Origin of the sequence: Kiloniella sp. (genome assembly GCF_048270245.1) — a bacterium.
Classification (GTDB): Bacteria; Pseudomonadota; Alphaproteobacteria; order Kiloniellales; family Kiloniellaceae; genus Kiloniella.
Genome location: NZ_JBLWTH010000002.1, coordinates 489761 through 512956 on the forward strand (window position 1 = coordinate 489761; position 23196 = coordinate 512956).

The 23196-nt window shown below is 45.7% G+C and carries 18 protein-coding genes; 10 read left to right on the forward strand and 8 right to left on the reverse strand.

Translation table 11 applies throughout. The features are described from left to right. Window positions 1–74: 74 nt before the first annotated feature. Window positions 75–2258: a methyl-accepting chemotaxis protein gene (locus ACN0W5_RS07490; RefSeq protein ID WP_417453521.1), complete on the reverse strand. Its 2184-nt coding sequence runs from the start codon at window positions 2256–2258 to the stop codon at window positions 75–77. A gap of 209 nt (window positions 2259–2467) precedes the next feature. On the opposite strand from ACN0W5_RS07490, the gene ACN0W5_RS07495 reads away from it, so the two are divergent. The 5 genes from ACN0W5_RS07495 (at window position 2468) to ACN0W5_RS07515 (ending at window position 9850) form a co-directional block, all read left to right on the forward strand. Then, a complete protein-coding gene (locus ACN0W5_RS07495) occupies window positions 2468–3988 on the forward strand; it encodes a PLP-dependent aminotransferase family protein (RefSeq protein WP_417453522.1) in 1521 nt (506 codons plus the stop codon). Window positions 3989–4189: 201 nt separating this feature from the next. Continuing rightward, window positions 4190–5107, forward strand: coding sequence for a bifunctional enoyl-CoA hydratase/phosphate acetyltransferase (locus tag ACN0W5_RS07500; protein WP_417453523.1), 918 nt, complete (start codon window positions 4190–4192; stop codon window positions 5105–5107). 100 nt (window positions 5108–5207) lie between these two features. Continuing rightward, window positions 5208–8132 (forward strand): molybdopterin oxidoreductase family protein, encoded by a 2925-nt coding sequence (locus tag ACN0W5_RS07505; protein WP_417453524.1) that lies wholly within the window; start codon window positions 5208–5210, stop codon window positions 8130–8132. Then, window positions 8129–8878, forward strand: coding sequence for a 4Fe-4S dicluster domain-containing protein (locus ACN0W5_RS07510; RefSeq protein ID WP_417453525.1), 750 nt, complete (start codon window positions 8129–8131; stop codon window positions 8876–8878). Before ACN0W5_RS07505 ends, ACN0W5_RS07510 begins: the two co-directional genes overlap by 4 nt. A gap of 18 nt (window positions 8879–8896) precedes the next feature. Continuing rightward, the gene (locus ACN0W5_RS07515; RefSeq protein ID WP_417453526.1) at window positions 8897–9850 is read left to right on the forward strand and encodes a dimethyl sulfoxide reductase anchor subunit family protein; all 954 of its coding nucleotides are present in this window, start codon (window positions 8897–8899) and stop codon (window positions 9848–9850) included. A gap of 80 nt (window positions 9851–9930) precedes the next feature. Here ACN0W5_RS07515 and ACN0W5_RS07520 read toward each other — a convergent pair whose 3' ends face one another. Continuing rightward, window positions 9931–11034: a Glu/Leu/Phe/Val family dehydrogenase gene (locus ACN0W5_RS07520; RefSeq protein ID WP_417453527.1), complete on the reverse strand. Its 1104-nt coding sequence runs from the start codon at window positions 11032–11034 to the stop codon at window positions 9931–9933. 440 nt (window positions 11035–11474) lie between these two features. Between ACN0W5_RS07520 and ACN0W5_RS07525 the strand changes: the two genes are divergently transcribed. Together ACN0W5_RS07525 and ACN0W5_RS07530 are read left to right on the forward strand one after the other, a co-directional pair. Continuing rightward, window positions 11475–11963, forward strand: a complete 489-nt coding sequence (locus ACN0W5_RS07525) for an Lrp/AsnC family transcriptional regulator (protein WP_417453528.1) — start codon at window positions 11475–11477, stop codon at window positions 11961–11963. 177 nt (window positions 11964–12140) lie between these two features. After that, complete coding sequence (locus ACN0W5_RS07530; RefSeq protein ID WP_417453529.1) at window positions 12141–12698, forward strand: hypothetical protein; 558 nt, start codon at window positions 12141–12143, stop codon at window positions 12696–12698. Window positions 12699–12749: 51 nt separating this feature from the next. Here the strand turns inward: ACN0W5_RS07530 and ACN0W5_RS07535 are convergent, their stop codons facing one another. From ACN0W5_RS07535 to ACN0W5_RS07555, 5 genes are all read right to left on the reverse strand, one after another. Then, window positions 12750–14399 carry an acyl-CoA synthetase gene (locus ACN0W5_RS07535; RefSeq protein WP_417453530.1) on the reverse strand — a complete coding sequence of 550 codons (1650 nt, stop codon included), beginning with the start codon at window positions 14397–14399 and terminating at the stop codon, window positions 12750–12752. Window positions 14400–14451: 52 nt separating this feature from the next. Continuing rightward, a complete protein-coding gene (gene mmsB, locus ACN0W5_RS07540; RefSeq protein ID WP_417453531.1) occupies window positions 14452–15333 on the reverse strand; it encodes a 3-hydroxyisobutyrate dehydrogenase in 882 nt (293 codons plus the stop codon). A gap of 19 nt (window positions 15334–15352) precedes the next feature. After that, window positions 15353–16426, reverse strand: a complete 1074-nt coding sequence (locus ACN0W5_RS07545; protein ID WP_417453532.1) for an enoyl-CoA hydratase/isomerase family protein — start codon at window positions 16424–16426, stop codon at window positions 15353–15355. Further along, complete coding sequence (locus ACN0W5_RS07550) at window positions 16423–17574, reverse strand: isobutyryl-CoA dehydrogenase (RefSeq protein WP_417453533.1); 1152 nt, start codon at window positions 17572–17574, stop codon at window positions 16423–16425. The genes ACN0W5_RS07545 and ACN0W5_RS07550 overlap by 4 nt, the downstream gene beginning before the upstream one ends. An 85-nt stretch (window positions 17575–17659) precedes the next feature. Beyond that, window positions 17660–19159: a CoA-acylating methylmalonate-semialdehyde dehydrogenase gene (locus ACN0W5_RS07555; protein WP_417453534.1), complete on the reverse strand. Its 1500-nt coding sequence runs from the start codon at window positions 19157–19159 to the stop codon at window positions 17660–17662. 222 nt (window positions 19160–19381) lie between these two features. Here ACN0W5_RS07555 and ACN0W5_RS07560 point away from each other — a divergent pair, with 222 nt between their 5' ends. Then, complete coding sequence (locus tag ACN0W5_RS07560) at window positions 19382–20287, forward strand: LysR family transcriptional regulator (protein WP_417453535.1); 906 nt, start codon at window positions 19382–19384, stop codon at window positions 20285–20287. Window positions 20288–20387: 100 nt separating this feature from the next. Here the strand turns inward: ACN0W5_RS07560 and ACN0W5_RS07565 are convergent, their stop codons facing one another. Then, window positions 20388–20756, reverse strand: coding sequence for a hypothetical protein (locus ACN0W5_RS07565; RefSeq protein ID WP_417453536.1), 369 nt, complete (start codon window positions 20754–20756; stop codon window positions 20388–20390). 548 nt (window positions 20757–21304) lie between these two features. Here ACN0W5_RS07565 and ACN0W5_RS07570 point away from each other — a divergent pair. Together ACN0W5_RS07570 and ACN0W5_RS07575 are read left to right on the forward strand one after the other, a co-directional pair. Continuing rightward, window positions 21305–21634, forward strand: coding sequence for a hypothetical protein (locus ACN0W5_RS07570; protein WP_417453537.1), 330 nt, complete (start codon window positions 21305–21307; stop codon window positions 21632–21634). A 24-nt stretch (window positions 21635–21658) separates the two neighbouring features. After that, window positions 21659–23125 (forward strand): methyl-accepting chemotaxis protein, encoded by a 1467-nt coding sequence (locus tag ACN0W5_RS07575; RefSeq protein WP_417453538.1) that lies wholly within the window; start codon window positions 21659–21661, stop codon window positions 23123–23125. Window positions 23126–23196 lie beyond the last annotated feature (71 nt).

The window sequence follows — 23196 nt, forward strand, 5'->3', positions numbered from 1 at the left end:
ACCAACAGGAAAAACTATATGAGTCCAACATCAAGGGGGTGATCAGAAGTAAGCAAAGAAAGTTGGCCTTGTATTTATTTACGTATCTCTAGCATAAAATCATCTACTTCTTTCGATAAAGACAATAGTTCTGCAGTCAACTGTTCTGAGGATGTAAGAACAACACCAGCGGCTTGGCCTGTCTCTTCAGAAGCTCGCATAACATCACTTATGTTTTTAGAGACTCTACTGGTTCCATCCGCAGCCAATCTGACATTACGAGACATTTCACCCGTCGCGGACGTCTGTTCTGTAACCGCTGCAGCAATACCAGCTGTAATCTCATCCACATTACCTACCGCCTTAGTCACTTTAGTAATCGCATCCGCAGCAACACTTACGGTATCTCTAATCGTTGTTACCTGAGAAGAGATATCGTCTGTCGCAGTTCCTGTTTGAGTGGCGAGATTTTTCACCTCTGATGCGACCACAGCAAAGCCTTTACCTGCGTCCCCTGCTCTTGCAGCTTCGATTGTTGCATTCAAGGCAAGTAAATTTGTCTGATCAGCAATTTCACTAATCAAATCTACAACTGCACCAATTTTCTCTGCGGCGTCTGAAAGGCTATCTACGGCACGGTTTGTTGCCTGAGCATCTGTGCTGACCTCTCTCGAAGCTGTTGCAGCCATTGATGTTTGACGGCTAATCTCTTCGATAGAAGCCGTTAATTCTTCAGAGGCTGCGGCAACAGATTCCACGTTTACGGAAACATCGGAAGATGCCTCTGATGCTTGTGATGACTTATTTTGTGCCTGAGTTGCCGTCGCATTCATTTGTTGAGCTGTTTGACCAAGTTGAGAAACTGACGTTTGAACGCTAGAAACAATTCCCTTCACTCGGATATTAAACTGATCAGCAAGTGCATCCATTTCCTCTTTGCGTTTTTGTTCAGCAATGGCTTTTGCTTCTTCGCGCTCTTTGCGCAAGCGTTCAACATGCTGCGCATTTTCTTTGAAAACATTCAGTGCAGAAGCCATTTCACCAATTTCATCTTGTTGGCCCGTTGGCACTTCAATGGACAGATCCCCTTCGGATATTTCTTTCATCGCCTCAGACAGGGATACTAATCGGGAAATAATCATTTTACTCACGACAAAATACATTACGGCTGCGGCAAGTGCGACAGAGATTCCAAGAATGACCAAAAGCCATATTTTTCCATCCGTAACCGCTTTACTTGAAAGCGTAACAGACGAGATTGCGCCATCTTCAGCTGATCCCGCAATCTTATCTACCAAGTTTTTGAGAGCATGAGAAAGCGCTGCATTATTAATCAGAAGTTGGTTAGAATTTTTATTTTCCGAGATTTGAGCAATTCGCAACGAAAAGACATTCTCTTCACCTAATAATAACGCATCTATTTTTTTCGCGAGTTCTCTAATTTTAATTGCTTCTTGCGATATATCATCACTGATAAGAGATATATTATCTTTATTTCTTCTCGCTGCCTCTTTGACTTCTGTCTCTGCGACTTCAATACGGTCTTGTTCCTGGTATGTCGCGACTTCTGCAAGTAAAGAAAAAATCTGATTGGTATCAACTTGCAGCGAAGACGAAACCTGACTTCGTGTGACAGATATCAGAATTTCAATTAACTGATTCGTAACGTCCGTGCTACCAAAAGAGGCATCGATCGTATCTTCAACGGTTTTCCTAGCCGCTTCTTGATAAGGACCGACAATCCCGTCGAACTCACGCTTAGTCGCCAAAAGTTCGCTCATCAATGCAAGACTACGTGTATTGAGATCTAATTGTTGAGCAACTGAGGAATTCAATCCCGACAAATTACCTTTTAAGTCTGCAGACGTTTGCTCAAGGAGTTTACTTGTCTCTGGATCAAAGCCGCTTTCATTCAATGCAACAATCAAATCATCAAGCAAAGCTTCCTTTTCCTGAAGAGAAGCAAAGACGTCGTTTTTTTCCTGTTGGGACTTAACCGTGATAAGAGCAGGTGCCGATGACGCAATGTTCGTAGCAGTTTCCGAAAGCTCTAAAGCAATCGACATTTGAGGAATACTTTTCTTTGATATTTGCTCGAAAGCACTACTTACACCATTAAAAGACAACCAGCTGACCAAGCTAGCGAGCAGCGTTGTGGAAACAATACTACCAACTGCCAACATAAGTTTTGTTTTTACTTTTAAAACCTGCTTTTTACCTGATGTTTTTTCGACGACATCATCCACATCAATCTCTGCATTAATCTCTGTATCAGACACATCTATCTCCTGTCAGGTTTTATAAACCACTAAAAGACAACATTATTTGGGGACAACCATACTCTAAATAGGGCCAATTCAATATATTAGTGAGTCCAGTCCAGAAGCATGCTATGCTTTAGGAAAAGATGGCCTAGATTAACACCCAATAATTTAGAGATGTTTAAAACGAATTTTGATCTCGAGTCTTGTGTCAGGGGGAATAAGAATTGGCGAGTGATATCCTTTTTCATTTAGAAAAGAAGAGCAGAGAGTCTCTTCAAAGTCAGCTTCGCCGCGCTATTCTAAATGCTATTTTGAATAGCACTTTGCCTGCTGGATTTAAATTACCTTCCAGCAGAAAATTAGCCAATGATTTGGGGGTATCCAGAAATACAGCTATTCTGGTTTATCAAGGGCTGACTGATGATGGTTATCTCGTCACACGTGAACGAAGTGGTATTTTCGTCAATGAAGAGTTTGTGGAAAGCTTAGAGCAATCCAAACTTTCTAGAAAAGAAGCAAAAGCGTCTGAACAACCCGAATATGAAAAACCGGAATGGACCAACCGCTTTTTTATGCGTCCTTCAGAACAACATTACCTGAATCTTCCCAAAGATTGGCAAGACATTCCTTTTCCTTTTGTTTATGGCCAGCCAGACAAACGCCTTTTTCCCCTTACTGCCTGGCGTGAATGTAGCAGGCTTGCCCTGAGTACACGGGATATGGCGGACTGGATTCATGATGATAAAATTTATGACGATCCCCAACTGATCGAACAGATAAGAACCAGATTGCTTCCTGCCCGCGGCATCCATGTATCCAGCGATCACATTCTCGTCACATTAGGGGGACAAAACGCATTGTACCTTCTCGCCGGTTTACTTGTCCGGCAACATACGCGTGTTGGTATTGAAAATCCCGGGTACCCAGACGCAAAAAATATTATGCGGCTTTTCACACCAAATATTACCGCAATCCCAGTGGACGAGAAAGGGATGGTCGTTGATGATCATTTGAATGATTGTAACTATGTTTTTGTAACGCCGAGCCACCAATGCCCGACGACGATTACCATGCCTCTTTCTAGGCGAAATCTCCTCTTGGAAAAAGCCAATGAACAGGACTTTCTCATTATCGAAGATGATTATGAGAACGAAATTAACTATTTCAAATCTGCGAGCCCTGCTCTAAAGGCATTAGATACAAGCGACCGAGTTATTTATACCAGTAGTCTCTCTAAAACTCTTTTTCCGGGCCTGCGCATTGGATACATCGTCGCAGCACCCGAACTTATTGAAGAACTTAAATTTTACCGCAGACTGGTTGTCCGTTACACCCCCAGTAACAATCAGCGTACCGTGGCGCTTTTCCTATCGCTTGGATACTACGACAGTCTTATTTATAGCCTGCGTCGTAAATGGCACAACAGATGGAATTCTGTTCACAAAGCATTAAAAACCTATATCCCTGAATGTAGCTATTCCCATTCTTCCGGGGGGACATCTTACTGGATAAAAATACCCGAAGGTATAAGCGCAAATTTGCTCGTCAAAGAAGCTTACAAAGATGGGGTATTAATAGAATCAGGAATGCCTTTCTTTCTGGAATCACCCGCGCCGGACACACATATTCGCATCGGTTTCACCTCTATCGAAAATGCAAAAATAGAACATGGAATCAAGCGGTTGGGAAAAACAATTGACCGGATGCTTAGAGAGAAAAAGACATCCCCCCGGCAATACAAATAGATAGCAGATAAACGAAGCCAAATTTTTGGACTCCTGTTGGACTCATCGAATGGGTCCAAATGGAGCTATCCTCAACCTCTAAGACTGGAAAGAATTACCTCGCAACTTATTCCGTTAAATTACCCAAGCAAAGCTCTGAGAATCAATCAGAGAGTTCTTCGGTTAATTGACTGGCATTATTTAACAAACGAGGAACAATTCATGTTGAGTCAGCAGCCAATAGAATGCCCCAATGCATTGCTGCATAATGCTGCTCAATATGCGCCAGCACGTACAGCTATCGTCAATGCAACCAGCCCCATCGCTATGGAAAGCGCCCACCTCGCCCAAAAGGCAGGATTGGTAGAGCCTGTTCTCGTGGGTGATCAGTCAATCATATCCCAATTATCAAAAGATATGGGGTGGGACCTATCAAAAATCGAAATTCACCACGCAGTAGATGAAGAAACTGCAGCCAAAAAAGCGGTATTTCTTGCGCGATCTGGAAACGTAAACGCAATAATGAAAGGCCAAATCCATACCGACGTTTTTATGAAAGCCATCGTAAACCGTGAAACTGGCCTCAGAACCGGGCGGCGCCTATCACATGCATTCTACATGTCAGTTCCGGGTTCTGATCGTACCATGATTATTACAGATGCAGCCGTTAACATTGCGCCGGACTTGGAAACAAAAAAAGCAATCATTCAGAATTCAGTTGAAATGATGCACGCACTTGGCAACAGAAAACCCAAAGTTGCGATCCTCTCGGCCACAGAAGAAGTAAACCCACAAATGCCGTCGAGTACAGATGCCGCGACATTAACAGAATGGGCGAAGGACGAAGTTTTAGACGCCTTTGTTTTTGGCCCCATGGCTCTGGATAATGCCATTTCCCCAAAGGCCGCTCATATCAAAGGCATTGATAACCCCGTTGCCGGCAAAGCGGATATTCTGGTGGTTCCAAACATAGAAACCGGGAACGCCATGTTCAAACAGCTTGTTTATTGTGACAGTGCGTGTGCCGCCGGAATTGTACTAGGGGCAAGTGTTCCCATCATATTAACCAGCCGTGCTGATCCCCCTGCTGCACGTCTTGCTTCAATGGCACTGGCTGATATTGTTGCCCATATTACGTAAAAAAAATGTAGATTTAATAAAATATAACAATCTATAGTTACTTAAAAAAACTCAAAAAAATAAAAATCACAACAGGATAGCGTCAAATTGGAGATGATTTATGGGCTTCTTCCCCACGTCCAAACAAGAGGAAGTTGATACTTCCCCGCATGTATCGGACGAAGTTAAGACCACGACATGTTATATGTGCGCCTGCCGCTGTGGCATCAAGGTACACCTCCGTGGTGATCAGATCCGTTATATCGAGGGCAATCCCGATCACCCAGTAAACAAAGGCGTCCTTTGCGCCAAAGGTTCTGCCGGGATTATGCAACACAATTCCCCTGCCCGTTTACAAAAACCACTTCTGAGGACAGGCGAGCGTGGATCGGGTGAGTTCAAAGAAATTGAGTGGGAAGAAGCTCTTGAACTTGCCGGGGGATGGCTTGGGGAGATCAGAGCAAAAGATCCCTCAAAGCTCGCTTTTTTCACTGGTCGAGACCAATCACAAAGTTTGACTGGCTGGTGGGCTGGAAAATTTGGCACTAGAAACTTTGCCGCCCATGGTGGATTTTGTTCCGTCAATATGGCTGCTGCTGGTTTATATAGCGCCGGAGGGTCTTTCTGGGAATTTGGAGAACCCGACTGGGATCATACAAAATACCTTTTAATGTTCGGCGTTGCAGAAGACCATGATTCCAACCCGATCAAAATTGGGTTGGGTAAACTAAAAACCCGCAAAGGAACCAAGTTTGTTTCTGTAAATCCGGTTCGCACGGGGTATTCCGGCATCGCCGACGAATGGATCGGCATTCGCCCGGGGACAGATGGTCTCTTTGTCTTTGCACTCATTCATGAGCTGCTCAAGGCAGAGAAGATCGACTGGACTTACATAACCCGTTACACAAATGCCCCTTGGCTTGTCATACAAGATCCCGGCGCTGCAAATGACGGTCTTTTTGCCCGCGATGCCGAGGGAAATCCGCTATGTTATGATGCCGAGACAAAAAAGCTCGTCTCATCAACAAACGTCGAGGCGAAACCAGCATTGGCTGGTGAATTCACGTTGCCAGATGGCCGCAAGGCTGTTCCGGCGTTTCACTTGATGGCTGATCGTTATCTAGATCCTCAGTACGCGCCAGAAGCCATAGCAGAACAAATTGGCTACAGCGCAGCAAACATTCGCCGTATTGCAGCAGAGATTGCGCATGTTGCTTTCGAAGAGACAATCGAGCTGGATGTATCCTGGACAGACTGGGCCGGACGTAAACAAGATAAAATGATCGGACGGCCCGTTTCCATGCATGCCATGCGCGGAATTTCAGCCCATTCAAATGGTTTCCATACCTGTCGCGCCATTCATGTCCTTCAAATGCTATTGGGCTCGATTGATGTTCCCGGTGGCTTTAGACACAAGCCACCCTTCCCGCGCCCCTGTCCTCCGGGACCAAAACCTGCTGGTCATGATTCCATCGCCAACACACCGTTACCCGGCATGCCGCTTGGGTTCCCGACGGGACCAGAAGACTTGCTGGTTGAACCCGATGGCACACCAAAACGCATAGACAAAGCCTACAGCTGGGAATACCCACTAGCCTCTCATGGCATGATGCACATGGTCATTCATAATGCTTGGAAAGGTGATCCCTATCCTGTGGATTTACTTTTCATGTATATGGCGAATATGAGCTGGAACAGCTCAATGAATGTGCCCGGCACAATTAAATATCTCACCGATAAAAACGATGACGGTAGTTACAAAATCCCCAAGATCATCTATTCAGATGCCTACCATTCCGAGATGGTGCCTTATGCAGATCTTGTTCTCCCCGACACGACCTATCTTGAACGGTGGGATGCGATTTCCCTACTAGATCGTCCAATCTGTAGCGCACATGGCCCCGCTGATTCCATCAGGCAACCCGTTATAAAACCCGATCGTGATGTACGTCCATTCCAGGATGTGTTGTTGGATCTGGGCGCACGGCTTGGCTTACCTGGCATGACCAGAGACGACGGCAGCGCCATGTACCCCGGCGGCTATTCTGATTACATCACCAACCACGAACGAACACCGGGTGTTGGACCGCTTGCGGGTTGGCGTGGAAAAGATGGCAATAGTCATGGGAAAGGAGATCCCAACCCCGATCAATTGCAGAAATATATTGATAACGGTTGCTTCTGGTCAGATGAATTCACCCCAGAACAATCCTATTATAAATTCGCTAACCGTTCTTATCTTGATCGATCCCATGAAATGGGCTGGATCCCCAATGCAGAACGCATTGTGATGCATATCTATTCCGAACACATGCAAAAATTCCGTCTCGCGGCACAGGGGCATGGTGACATCCAGCCGCCTGATGATCTGCGCAGCCGAATAGACGAGACATTTGATCCTCTTCCAATCTGGTACATGCCCTTGGAAGAAAAGGCTGTGGATGGCAAAGAATACCCTCTGCATGCTGTGACCCAACGTCCAATGCATATGTATCACAGTTGGGGGTCTCAAAATGCATGGTTAAGACAGATCACAGCTCAAAACCGTCTGTTCATCAATGAAGAAACTGCTGGGCAACATGGCATTGTCAACGAAGATTGGATCTGGGTTATCTCACCACATGGTCGCGTGAAAACACAGGTAAAATTGATGAGCGGCGTTAACCCTCATACCATCTGGACATGGAATGCTATCGGTAAACGTAAAGGCGCCTGGGGTCTGAATGATAAAGCACCGGAATCTAACCGTGGCTTCTTGCTAAACCATATCATCTCAGAACTGCTTCCACCACGAAAAGACGGCTATCGCTACTCTAACTCTGATCCCGTTACAGGTCAGGCAGCTTGGTATGATCTCAGAGTACGTATTGAAAAGTGCGACGCGAAAGAAGAAGGCCCGACAGAACCAATGTTTGAGGCTTTTGCCCCACTCCCCAATGCCCCTGAACAAATCGCTGTTCTACGTTACGGAGCTGACTTTGGGGACGACGTCCCAAGACGACAAGGCTCGACGCCTGATGATACATTAGCAGGAGAAAAACCATGACCTGTCTTCCGCGAAACGGTAGCAAAAAGAAACTCGGTCTGGTTATCGATCTTGATATCTGTGTCGGCTGTCACGCCTGCGCTGTAAATTGTAAAGAATGGAACACCGGTGGTCATTCTGCTCCCCTGACGGATATGGATCCCTACGGCGCCGATCCAAATGGTGTGTGGTTTAACCGTATCCATAGCTTCGAAGTCGTTGATGATGATAACGACAGTCGTACCGTTCATTTCCCCAAAAGCTGCCTTCATTGTGATGATGCTCCTTGCGTTACGGTTTGTCCAACAGGGGCATCCTATAAACGCGAAGAAGACGGCATTGTTCTGGTAGATGCGGATAAGTGCATTGGTTGCAAACTATGTTCATGGGCCTGCGCCTATGGTGCCAGAGAATATGATGAAGACGTGGGTATTATGAAAAAATGTACTCTCTGCGTTGATCGTATTTATAACGAAAACCTCCCCGAAGCATCCAGAGTACCCGCCTGTGTTTCGACCTGTCCGGTTGGTGCACGATCTTTTGGTGACCTGGGCGATCCAAACTCTGATGTTAGCAAGCTTGTGGCGGAGCGTGAAGGTTTTGATTTGATGGCAGAACTTGATTACAAACCCACAAATAAATATTTGCCGCCACGCCCTAAACAGAACGAGCATAGTATTTCGGATAAACCTGTAAGCCTCTCTCCTGTTGAAACTGAAAAAGCCGGCCTGTTAGCACGATGGGCTGACAAAGTCTTATCACTCTAGAAAGAAAGGAGTTTTCAAATGCATCCGGCAAAATCAGTTATTCTTTTCACAACCGCTTCAGGCGCAGGTTACGGGCTTCTTTTCCTTCTTATCCTTGGGCATATGCTTGGCGTTATTTCAACAGATCAAGCGTTAGCTCTCAGCGGATTTGGCACAGCCTTCATCCTTATTATTTTGGGACTTCTGTCTTCAACATTCCATCTCGGTCGACCAGAACGAGCTTGGCGTGCCCTGACACAATGGCGGTCATCCTGGCTAAGTCGCGAAGGTATTCTTGCTATCGTTACCTTCCTGCCCACAGGAATCTATGGCCTCTGGTGGGCATTTTTATCAAGTAATGAGTTTGCCCTTCTGCCGCTTATCGGCATCGCGGCGTTATTGTTATGCAGTGCAACCGTTTACTGCACATCAATGATTTATGCCTGCCTGAAACCTGTTGCAGCATGGCACAACAAGTTTGTACCTGCTGGCTACCTAGTATTATCCCTCTCGACGGGTGCCTTGTTATTGAATGCCATTTTGCATTTACAGGGTAAAAACGACCAACTGTTTGACATGTTAACCATCGCACTAATTATTATAGCAGTCGTACATAAGTTTTATTACTGGCAATACATCAATGAAAATACCGCCCAAAGCACTGTTGGAAGTGCAACGGGCCTTGGATCAATGGGTAAAGTTAGCCTTTTGGAAGCGGCTCATACCGAAGCAAACTACTTGATGAAAGAAATGGGTTTTAAAATTGCCAGAAAACACAGACAAAAGCTGAGAAATATCACCTTTATCTTTGGCTTTATTCTCCCAATCTTTCTGATTTCACTTTCAGGTATGCTGTCAAATGAGTTCCTGAGCAACCTTGCGATCATACTCTCAATACTGTCCGGCGCATTAGGAATTGTCACCGAAAGATGGCTGTTCTTTGCAGAGGCCAAACATACTGTGAGTCTCTATTACGGTGCAGAAAAAGTTTAGAACGCATCAGCCCTGGATGATGTCAACAATCCAGGGCTGATTTTTAATTACTTGGGTTCAAATGCTCAGACTTAATTTATTTAAGCAACGATATCTTTTTTTAACTCAGGCCTTCCAGATTCAGACGCCTTTGCAATTTTCTCTTGGGCAATAAGATCAGAGATCGTGCTTGTTGCGTCCTGCTCCCGATCCGCACGTTTGAAAATATCCAACAAAACGTCATAGATAGCGGCGACTTTTTGATCGACCCATTTTCGGTCATACTTTCCCTCAATTTCTGCAGCCACATTGATAATACCACCAGCATTAATCACATAATCCGGCGCGTAGAGGATGTTATGATCCCGTAGCAACATACCGTCAGAATCTCTGGCAAGCTGGTTGTTCGCAGCGCCTGCAATGATCTTTGATTTTAACTTGGGAATAGATGTTTCATTCAAAACTGCACCTAACGCACAGGGCGCAACGACATCAACGTCTGTAAAGAGTATTTCATCACAGGACACTGCTCTGGCACCGAATTCTTTAACGGCATGTTGAACAACATCTTCGTTGATATCGGCAATGATTAACTTGGCCCCGGCTGTGTGTAATTCCTTACACAAATGCCACCCCACATGTCCAAGCCCCTGCACAGCGACTGTTAAACCAGCGACGCTGTCTTTACCCAGTTGGTGTTTCACCGCAGCTCTGATACCGTTAAAAGTACCGCGAGCAGTGAAGGGAGAAGGATCACCACTCGCGGCAAGTCCAGAATTTAACCCCGCAACATGAGGGGTTTCCTGGGAGACAACTTCCATGTCTGAAACAGATATTCCAACGTCTTCTGCGGTAATGTATTGACCACCAAGTCCATTTACAAAACGTCCAAAGGAACGGAAAAGCTCTTCGGATTTGTCGGTCTTGGCATCCCCGATAATAACGGCTTTTCCTCCGCCCAGACTTAGTCCGGCCATGGCGTTTTTGTAGCTCATGCCTTTTGAAAGCCTGAGAGCATCGTTTAAAGCCGAACCGTTATCCCGATAATGCCACATACGGCATCCGCCAGCAGCAGGTCCCAGTGCTGTCGAATGGATTGCAATGATAGCCTTGAGACCTTTGGTTTCATCCTGACAGAATACCACCTGCTCATGGCCGGAAAAGGCCTCGTGATTAAAGACATCCATGTTCGATGTATCAGACATAATCTATTCCCCAGTTCGTCTTAACCAATCTGTTTGGTGACGCCTTTAAATCTATAAGCTCAAGCAGAACGGGGCGGTAAATGCATATGCGGTAATCACGTCATTTTATTGGATCAAAGCCAACACAGTGACGATTGAAGACCAAATCATTAATCAATGTCGATCACCATCTGAAATCCAATTAGCCAGCTTCCCGTAGCCAGTTTGGGGTATCAAAGTGATCAAAAACACAAACCAATGTGCAGCTCTCTCCCAGAAAACACATGCTTGAACATATGCCTAAGCATGCTTCTCAAGCTCTGTTTATTTCTGCCAATTATTATTGTTTTTTGGCTCTTATTATTTTGCTTCAAGCTGAAAGAAATGTTCTTTCTATTTTCATGATAAACTCTCTATAATAGCAATCTGATTTCAGTTATTTGAAAATATGAGAAATATTTATGCTGCCTAAGATTGATAATACGGATAAAAAAATCCTAAACATTCTTCAACACGATTCTGATATCAGCAATGCAGAACTTGCGAACAAAGTCGGTCTTTCCCCAGCGCCCTGTTGGCGACGGATAAAACGTTTGGAAGAAAAAGGGATTATAAAGCGCCGTGTTGCTATTATTGACTCTGACAGTCTTGGCTTAGAAATCGTCGTCTTTACCACTGTAAAAATCTCTGCACAGGCCCAGCACGGTCTGGAGGACTTTGAACGCCGGGTAAGCCGTTTTGACGAGATTACCGAATGCTATACTGTCAGTGGTGGCATGGATTATATTCTACGCGTTGTCACAACCGACATGCGTGCTTACGAGCGCTTCCTACGAGACCATCTGTTACAGCTCCCTAACATTGCCGAGGTTCATTCTAGATTTGCCGTTTCTCAGGTCAAATATACCACAGGACTTCCCCTTGATTTAGTTGAAACCAAAGCTTCTTAAATACACCCCTATTGTCATCCGATTATTTTTATTCTAGTGTCCGGCACAAGGTACACAGGGGTGCCTCACCGCCAAAAGTCACAACACTCTGTTATTATCGATGTAAATGATGAGTAATCACCCAAAGAATTCTCTGGATCGCTAGGAGCGGATAGATCCGGTACAAGGAGAAACTCTATGGCTGATATTATCCATGAGCTAAAACACAACGCCCGCATCCTTCACCGTAATATCACGACGGGGAAACAAGCGAGCCTTGCTTTCATTAAAAAGAACCCGGATTTAAAAAATCTGTCTGATCTCGAAATTATCGAGACCATAAAACGCAAGCATTGTTTGTCTCAAATTGCAAAAGTGCTTGGGTTTAAGGGCTGGTCACATCTATCTCAAATTATCCAGATGGACTCTGTCCCTATCCCGACAAGCGAGAGGTCAGAGCTTGATTATGGCAAACTTCTCTGCCCGCCCAGATGTATGCCCTATACAAACTTCTGGACCGTGTTCTACCCCGAAGCCAAAGAACACAGGTACCAGACCAACGGATACCTGTTGACCTATGGCACCCAGTTTTTGGTAACAGAACAAGATTATATTGAAACTCTGGGACTGGCCCCCAAAGATCCGGATTGGGATCTTATAGAACGAGACTGGGCCGATCCCAAAAACACAGAGGCCAGAGACGGCCTCTATCAAAAGTTGATTACTCATAATCTGAAAGATCAGGTTTGGTTATAATCAATACGGGCGAGAGTAATCTTTTTGATTACTCTCACTTCAGCAAAATTTTTACCCCAAATCTCTAAGTTCTCGTCGAATAATTTTACCTGTTGTGGTCATGGGTAGAGTATCGACAAAAGCGACTTCGCGCGGGTATTCATGGGCGGCCAGTTGTTTTTTAACAAAGAGTTGAATTTCTGATGCCAGATTATCATCCCCAAGAAAATTATCATTGAGCACGATAAAGGCTTTTACAATTTCGGTTCGTTGTGGGTCTGGTTTACCAACTACTCCGGCCATGCGCACAGCCGGGTGCCCCATCAAGCAGTCCTCAATCTCGCCAGGACCAATGCGATAGCCGGATGACGTAATGACGTCATCATCCCGCCCGACAAACTGTATCCAGCCCTGCGTATCAAGAATGCCTGTGTCACCTGTTAACAGCCAATGACCCGCAAACTTGGCCTCAGTTGCATCAGGATTGTTCCAGTACTTTAGGAACATGACAGGATCAGGCGATTTAACAGCTATATTGCCCAGAGTACCCTGTGGAAGGATTTCTCCCTCATCATTAACAATTGCCAGATTGTGTCCGGGAACCGCACGTCCCATCACGCCAGGCCTTGCATCCATAATTTTGGCACAGGAGGACACAATCATATTGCATTCTGTTTGCCCATAGAATTCATTGATTGTTAGCCCAAATGTTTTTTGCCCCCACTCCAGAAGCTCTGTCCCCAGAGACTCTCCACCAGAAGCAATAGAACGCATGTTAAGGTCCCAGCGAATTTCAGGGTCAGAAACGGACCGCATCATTTTCAGGGCCGTTGGCGGAATAAAGGCATTCCTGATCCCCTGTTCCGCGAGCAGATCGAATGCTGCCTCGGCTGTGAACTTCTCAAAACGTCTGGCAACAACCGTTACCCCGTGATGTAGCGCGGGGAGCAAGACATCCAGAAGTCCCCCAATCCACGCCCAGTCTGCGGGTGTCCAGATTTTATCGCCGGGTTGAGGAAAGAAATCATGTGACATCTCAACCCCCGGTAAATGTCCGAGTAGGACACGATGCGCATGGAGAGCGCCCTTTGGTTGCCCTGTCGTTCCAGAGGTATAGATAATCAAGGCCGGATCGTCCGGTTTTGTCTGGACAGGGGTAAAATCTGTGGAATGCGTCAATAAATCACGATGCAGATCCTCGGCTCGATCTCTCGCCCCAGCAGAAGCACCACCACCACCTGCAGAAGCCCCATCAATGGAATAGACGTGTTTCAAATCTGGCAATCGGTCTCTGATTTCATTAATTTTCTCGACACCAGCCTGATTGGTAATAACAACCCGTGCACCTGAATTTGACAGTCGATATTCCAACGCCTCAACACCGAAGAGCATGAACAAGGGTACCGCAATGCAGCCCATTTTGTAGGCCGCAATGTGCGAAAATGCTGTTTCCAAAGACTGAGGTAGTAAAATGGCAACTCTGTCGCCCCGGTTTATTCCCGATGACGACAAAAGGTTCGCCATACGATTTGAATAGTCTCTCAGATCACCAAAGCTATAGTCAGCGACATTGCCATCAGTATCCACAAAACTCAATGCCAAGCGATCCGGGGCGCGCTTGGCCCATTTATCACAGACATCAACACCGATATTATAACTATCTGGGATATCCCACTCAAAGGCACCTTTAACCGCGCGATAATCAGACCCGTAGCTTAACATGATCACCCCAAATTTACGTTATCGCCGAAAGGAAAACCAACGAAACAAAATGTTATTTATCGCTCTTTAAATGATTGATAATACCCGAAAAATCTACCCCGCTACCACCTGCATCATTAAAGCTTTGATAAAGCTCTTCTGCATGAGACCCAAGCGGGGTTGGCACACCAGCAGATTTGGCAGCGTCCTGTGAGAGTTTTAAATCTTTCAGCATCAAGGCCGCCGCAAATCCCGGTGTATAGTCATTATTTGCAGGGCTGGTTGGCACTGGCCCGGGAACGGGACAATAGGTGTTGATTGACCAGCACTGGCCCGAAGAGGTCGACGCAACATCAAACAGCGCTTGATGATCAAGACCCAGCTTTTCAGCCAAATTAAAAGCTTCTGATGAAGCAATCATGGAAATACCGAGGATCATGTTGTTGCAGATTTTTGCAGCCTGTCCATTGCCAGCACCGCCACAATGAACAATTTTCCCGCCCATAACATCCAGAAGCTCATGTGCTTGATCAAAGGCTTCTTTGGTGCCGCCAGCCATGAAGGTCAAGGTGCCAGCCGTTGCCCCGCCAACACCACCAGAGACCGGCGCATCGAGAGATAACATACCCGCTTTTTCAGCCGCGTCATGCGCCGTGCGTGAGCTATCAACATCAACGGTCGAACAATCAATGAAAAGTGACCCGGGTCTAGCGGCTTTCAGCGTAACTTCATAAACACTGAGAAGATGCTTTCCCGCCGGAAGCATTGTAATAATCGCGTCCGAAACAGCTACGGCTTCGTCAACATTCTCAGCAATTTCAATACCGTCTTTTCTGGCCTGATCTTTTGCTTCTTCGGACAGATCAAAACCTTTAACCACATAGTTGGCTTTCACTAGGTTAGCCGCCATCGGGCCGCCCATGTTACCCAATCCGATAAATGCTATAGTTTTCATGTTCTTTTCCTTTTCCGATTTACCGGATTATCCCAGATGACAGACCAAGTTCATTTGATCCCAGACTTGCAAAACAATCGCTCACCATTGCTTCAGGCACAGCTTCCAATGTCGCGGGGGACCAATTAGGATTTCCGGTTTTATCGATAACAACCGCACGTACACCTTCGAAAAAATCTTTCTGTTCGAACATGCGACACGCAAGGCGGTATTCCATATCCAGATCTTCTTCGATCCCGCCCAGCGTGCTGGCCTTACGAATAGCAGCCAGCGTTACCTTCATTGAATGCGGTGCGCGCCCAGCAAGATCTTTAACAATTTTGTGCCCTAAATCGCTATCTGTTCTTTCGGCTGCAGAAACAATTTCTTCGACAGAGTTATAAGAGAATATCTGATCAATTTGCCCTCTGATTTCAGCAAGCTGAGATTGACCGGAACTCACGGTGAAACTTCTGAGCAAACTATCAACATCAGCCCGCGCATCAGTACCGTAATCGGCCTGAGATAGTACTTCAATCAAGTTCGGCAGCTTGTCGCTTTGGATTTCTACATCTGCCAATCCGGCATAAATAGCATCCTGAGCCCCGATACGATGCCCGGTTAATCCCAGGAATGTGCCAACTTCACCCGGGGCATTTGCCAAAAGCCACGTTCCGCCCACATCAGGGAACAGACCAATGGCGGTTTCAGGCATCGCAATCATCGAACGCTCGGTAACGATGCGATTGCTACCATGAGCCGAAACGCCAACACCACCGCCCATGACAATCCCATCCATAATGGCAACGTAGGGCTTGGGATAATTGGCAATAAGCGCGTTGAGTTTGTATTCATCTGCCCAGAATTTTTGAGCAACACCGTCGCGTTCCTGTCCAGATTTATAAAGGGCGCGAATATCCCCCCCTGCACACAAACCGCGTTCACCAGCGCCATCAACAATAACAACCCTAACAGTTTCGTCTGTTTGCCAGCTTTCCAAAGCAGCCAACATTCCGTGAACCATATCCAAAGAAAGAGCATTCAAAGCCTTGGGCCGATTAAGCGTAATGCGTCCTGCACTACCTTCCTGCCGAATGATCAACTCATCTGTCATGCTCTGTCTCCTTTCAACAGATCACGAGATATAATCAGTCGCATAATCTCGTTGGTCCCTTCCAGAATTTGATGAACTCTTAGGTCTCGAACAATTTTTTCGATACCGTAATCCGCCAGATATCCATAACCACCATGAATTTGAAGGGCCTCATTTGCCACCGTAAAACCGGTATCTGTTGCAAAACGTTTCGCCATTGCGCACCAGCGCGTGGCGTCGTGTGTTTTCGCATCCAGCTTGGTTGCCGCTGTATATAAAAGCGTGCGGGCCGCGGTCAGTTCAGTTTCCATATCGGCAACTTTGAACTGTAATCCTTGAAACTGAGCAAGTGACTTCCCGAAGGCTTTGCGTTCGCCCATATAGCCAATGGCTTTATCCAAGGCAGATTGTGCACCACCAAGGGAACAAGCACCAATATTTAAACGACCACCATCAAGTCCCATCATGGCAATTTTGAAGCCCTGCCCTTCTTCACCAATCATATTGGCAGCAGGAATGCGCACGTCTTCCATGACGACGGTTCTTGTCGGTTGCGCTTTCCATCCCATTTTCTTTTCGTTGGCCCCAAAAGAAACACCCTCGGCATCTTTTGGTATCAGAAAGCAAGAAACACCACTTGCCCCATCACCGCCCGTACGGGCCATAACCAAGTAAAGATCAGATGTTCCCGCGCCAGAAATAAACTGTTTCGCACCATTAATGACAAAGTCATCACCATCACGAACCGCTTTGGTTTTCAAAGCTGCAGCGTCAGATCCTGCTGATGGTTCCGTCAGACAATAGCTGGCGATAAGATCCATGGTCATCATTTGCGGCAACCACTTTTGGCGCTGTTCTTCCGTACCAAAGCGGTCAATCATCCACGATGCCATATTATGAATAGAAATAAAGGCAGATACAGCCGGACATCCAGCAGAAAGCGCTTCAAAAATCAACGCAGCATCCAAACGTCCCAAGCCAGAGCCACCGACATCATCCCGAACATAGATCCCCCCCATACCAAGTGCAGCCGCTTCACGCATTACATCAACAGGAAAATGTTCTTTTTCATCCCATTCCAACGCGAAAGGTGCAATTTTGTCACGGGCGAAATCCTGTGCCATTTCTTGAATAGCACACTGTTCTTCATTCAGTTCAAATTGGCTCATCAGCTCATCTTTTATTCAGAAACAAAGAGAACGGGATACCCCAACTGCTATAACAGCAATCTGGAAGCACCCCGTATTTTTAGACTCAATCCATTGTTGGAATTGAGAACTCGGCACCTTCTTTCACACCAGAAGGCCAACGTTGAGTTACCGTCTTAGTCTTGGTGTAAAAACGAATTGCATCTGGTCCGTGCTGGTTCAAATCACCAAAACCAGAACGCTTCCAACCACCAAATGTGTAATAGGCAAGCGGCACAGGAATAGGAACATTCACACCAACCATACCAACATTCACTTTGGTCATGAAGTCACGTGCTGTATCACCGTCACGGGTATAGATCGCAACACCATTACCATATTCATGCTCACTTGGCAGACGCAGGGCTTCTTCATAATCCTTGGCACGTACAACCGAGAGAACCGGGCCAAAAATCTCTTCTTTGTAGATACGCATATCAGGTGTCACGTTATCAAACAGGCACCCGCCCATGTAAAAGCCTTCTTCATAGCCCTGCATGACAAAGTCACGGCCATCAACAACCAGCTTTGCCCCTTCTTCAAGACCAAGACCAACATAGCCCTTGGTACGTTCAACTGCTTCGGCTGTAACCATTGGACCAAAATCAGCATCGGGATCAGTCGACAGGCCAATTCTCAAAGCTTCAACACGTGGCGTTAGCTTTTCGATGAGGCGGTCAGCTGTTTCTTCACCCACAGGAACAGCCACAGAAATAGCCATACAGCGTTCCCCGGCAGATCCATAACCAGCGCCGATCAACGCATCCGCGACCTGATCCAAATCTGCGTCAGGCATAATAATCATGTGGTTCTTCGCCCCGCCAAAACACTGAGCTCGCTTACCCTGTGCGGTTGCCCGTGTATAGACATACTCAGCAATCGGTGTCGAACCAACAAAACCAACGGCTTTAATATCCGGGTCATCCAGAATAGCATCCACAGATACTTTATCACCATTCACGACATTCAAAATGCCAGCCGGAAGACCAGCTTCCAGCATCAGTTCACCCAGACGGAGTGGTAAAGAAGGATCACGTTCGGAAGGTTTAAGAATAAACGCATTCCCAGAAACGATTGCTGGCGCAAATTTCCACATCGGGATCATGGCCGGGAAGTTAAAAGGCGTAATGCCTGCGACAACGCCCAAAGGTTGGCGCATAGAGAACATATCAATGCCCGGGCCAGCACCTTCGGTAAACTCACCTTTTTGTAAATGTGGGATACCACAGGCAAATTCAACAACTTCTAGACCGCGCTGAATATCACCTTTGGCATCAGGAATTGTTTTACCATGCTCACGGGACAGCATTTCGGCAAGTTCGTCGTAGTTTTCCTGGCAAAGATGTAAGAACTTGAGCATCACACGCGCACGCTTTTGCGGGTTAGTTGCCGCCCAAGCTGGTTGTGCTGCTTTGGCATTTTCCACAGCAGCTCTTAATTCGTCTTCAGAAGCCAGAGGCACCTTCGCGGCAATTTCTCCGGTCATTGGCCAGAAAACATCGCTAAAACGTCCGGAAGTACCTTTTACTTTTTCGCCACCAATCAGGTGATAGAGTTCCGCGGTCATACCGCATCTCCTTCAAATAGTGATCGCGTCTGAACATATGTTGAAAACACAGAAATAGAACGCGGCAAATTGTTTAAAAGAGCATCTGCCTATAAATTCAAAAATCCAAATCGGATCATCTGAATAAAAGATGCCAGCTTCTTGATCTTGTCACATAGACTTGCATTGTTTTTTTTGCACAGCTATAGGTAATAGTGACAAACCAGTGTGCGAAAATACATTATGAACCCTACTTTTGACTGGAATGACCTCCGCCCATTCCTCGCCGTTGCGCGAACAGGAAAACTGACAATTGCGGCAAAACGCCTGAAAGTGGATCATACCACAGTCAGCCGACGTATTCAGGCCCTCGAAACCGCGTTGAACGCAACCTTGTTCGAACGCGGCCCCCAAGGCTATGCGCTCACAGAAATCGGGCAACGATTACTTGGTGCGGCGGAGTCCATGGAAACCATGGCAATGGGTGTTCAAAATGAAATTGCCGGAGCTGATCTAGATCTAACCGGGGCCGTCAGGATTGGGGCACCCGATGGTTTTGGCAGTTATTTTCTAGCGCCAAAAATTTGTGATCTTTGTCGATCACACCCGGGGTTGGAAATTGATCTCGTCGCAATGCCACGCATGTTTAGCCTTTCAAAACGCGAAGCAGACATCGCCATTGGCCTAAGCCGCCCGACAGAAGGACGTTTGCGATCCCGTAAACTCACCGACTATCGCTTGGGACTTTACGCATCGCCAGAATATTTAGAACGACGCGGCCCCATAACACATAAAGATCAACTGAAAGAACATCGTCTGGTGGGTTATATTGAAGACTTGATCTTCTCTCCAGAACTGAACTATGTCCCTCAAATAGGTAAAGAACTGCGTCCCCAACTACGCAGTACAAACCTGATCGCCCAGATGCACGCGACTTCAACAGGGGCTGGTATCTGTATCCTGCCCTGCTTTATGGCAGACAATCAGGAAAACCTTGTTCCAGTGCTGCGTGAAGAAGTCAACTTCATGCGGACCTTCTGGCTTATCTACCATGCTGACCTGCAAGGATTTGCCCGAATAAGAGCAGCCGTCGACTTCATCGTTGAAAAAGTAACCCGTGAGAGAAAAGTTTTCTTACCTGAGGCTTAAATCACGAGGAAATCTACGAATACACTAAGGTGCTTTGTTTCGAGCAAAGCTCTTTCCAAGAAAAAATATATTATCTCTAGATTTAATTATATATACTTAGTTATTCAGAAATGCGGTAGGTTGCAGTCCTGATTTTGCCCTCAACATCTTTAACAGAAACTTTAGTATCTTTTAGCGTAACAACTTGGCAAGTTTTACCTTTTAAAGGGCCTGTAGTCACATCACGACAAAATCGTGTACCATCCCAAAGCCATGTACCTTTGATTTCACCACTTGGCTCTGTTCCTTCAATAAGACCATCCTGCGTGAGTTTTAAGGTAACATCAACACGAGTGTTTGATAGCTTTTTCTCTACAACGACATCTCTAAAATGCTGTTCGCTAACAATGCGTTGCTCTTCAGTTGTTGTAACGCACGATGCGAGTGTCATCACAATACAAGCATTCAGTAACAGTGTAATTTTTCTCATAATTAAATCTACCCCATCTATTAATATGTTTATTAAATTTATCTAATTTAACAAGCATATAGCATGGACCAAATTACTTAATCAACAAGCTGGGTCCCAGCTAGATTATTCTATTTGATTAAGTGCCACCTACATTCATCACAGAGTATCGATGAAACAAACTTCACAGTTCAGATTACATAGTTTACGCTTATAAATAAGAAATGAACTGCCCCCCTCACAAAGATTGGGGCTTTCTTAAGAGAACAATTTAATGAAACTACTGACTGACAATGACCTTATCAATTGACCCTAAGTTCAAGAACAGTGTTTCACCAGTTGAATCATCTTCACCGTCGTTATCTGCCACAGCATAAACGATACCATCTGCAGCAACAGCTTACCTTAACGTTGCTCAACCTTTGTATTTCTCAAAAAATTTCTGTCGTTAGCAAGATCTTAACTTGTAGACGCCTAAATATCTATATCGGTTAATACCCCCTTAATAGGTATCAAATATAGAGGAAAAGGCTGTTAATGAAACCTACCCCTCCACAAGGGAACACTTAATGGATGCGGAGAATAAATTTTCTCTCAAAAATCTAACCCCAGCGTTATTACTGATTTTATTCAGCAGTGTCTATCTGGGGTATATGTATTTTCGCCCAGCAGAAAGCGTTCAACAAGTTGCGGTGCTGTTTTCACCAGAGCAAACTTTTCAAAAAAACATAGAAGCACTCGACACCATGGACGCCAGATTAGTCAGAATAGGTTATTGGGATAATTTACTCATTGTCGATTTTGGCAAAGAGATCTTAACAACGGATATACAGATTCCTTCAGCGGTTTTATTACTTGATGCCGTCGCGACAGGTAGCTGTTTCTTCACAGAAACATAAGTTCAATTACAAGAGTCTAAAGCCATGAACGACTTACAAACGATTAGAACCCGTGCTGCAAAGATGTTTATTCTATTCATTTTTGCGCACATCGTTTTGACACCAATAATAGCCGTCATTCTCGATGTCCCGTTTTTAGACGTTACGGTTATGACGATTGCGGTATCTCTTGCGGTTGGGCTTACGTGGAAATTTGCCGGGATTAACGCCGCCGCGACACACTATATCATCGCTGTCGGGTTAAGTTTGATGCCAGCCATCATAACCTATCTTTTCAAGGGACATCCTTGGCAAATTGACATCCATATGTACTTTTTTGCAAGCCTGGCTATGGTAACTGCACTTTGCAACTGGAGAGCAATAATCATCGCCGCAGCGACTGTCGCGGTTCACCATTTAGTATTAAATTTCTTACTACCCGTAGCTATCTTCCCTTCAGGGGCTGATTTTTTCCGGGTAGTATTGCATGCCGTAATTGTTATCGCGGAAACCGTTGTTCTTTTATGGTTGGCTATTAAGTTAGAAGCTGCGTTCAGCCAAGCGGCGGCTGCTTTATCTGAAGCGACCTTTGCTCAAAAAGAAATTGAAAAAACGCGCGAAGAACAATTATTGATTGAGCAAACAGCAAAAGAGAAAAATAACGAAGCTCGAGTACAGATGGCGAATGACTTTGAAGCATCTATCGGGCGCATTATTTCTTCACTGTCCGGGTCAGCAAACGGCATGAAAACGGTTGCCCAGGATATGTCCAGCGCAGCAACACAATCATCCAGCCAAACATCCGTCGTCGCAAGCGCCGCAGAAGAAGCATCAACAAATGTTCAATCGGTCGCGGCGGCGACAGAAGAGTTATCAGCATCCATTAATGAGATATCATCGCAAGTTCAGCGATCAGCCGACATAGCAAACAATGCGGTAGAAGAAGCATCACTTACAAATGACAAGATTGAAGGTCTGGCCCTCGCCGCGGATAAAATTGGTGAAGTCGTCAAACTTATTAACGACATAGCAGAACAGACAAACCTGCTAGCACTTAACGCTACAATTGAGGCAGCGAGAGCAGGTGAAGCTGGAAAAGGCTTTGCTGTTGTGGCATCCGAAGTAAAATCCCTAGCAAATCAAACAGCAAAAGCAACAGAAGATATTTCTTCACAGATCAATTCTATCCAAACTGAAACGAAAGATGCCGTATCAGCCATACAGAGTATATCTGGAACGATTAAGTCAATTCATGAGGTTGCAACGGCAATTGCATCAGCTGTTGAAGAGCAAGGCGCTGCGACATCTGAGATAACAATGTCTGTCCAGCAAGCTGCAAACGGAACAGAACAGGTAACATCTAATATTATACAAGTCAGAGAAACAGCAAGCGCAACAGGTTCCGCTGCTCAGCAAGTACAAAATTCAGCTTCAAGCCTGGCTGAAGAAGCTGGACAACTGGAACAACAAGTTATGAATTTTGTCGGACAGCTACGAACGTCAACATCTTAGTTAGACGGAAGTTCACACAAAAAAGGCCCTAACCACAAACCGTTAGGGCCTTTCTGCGTTAATCACCTTCA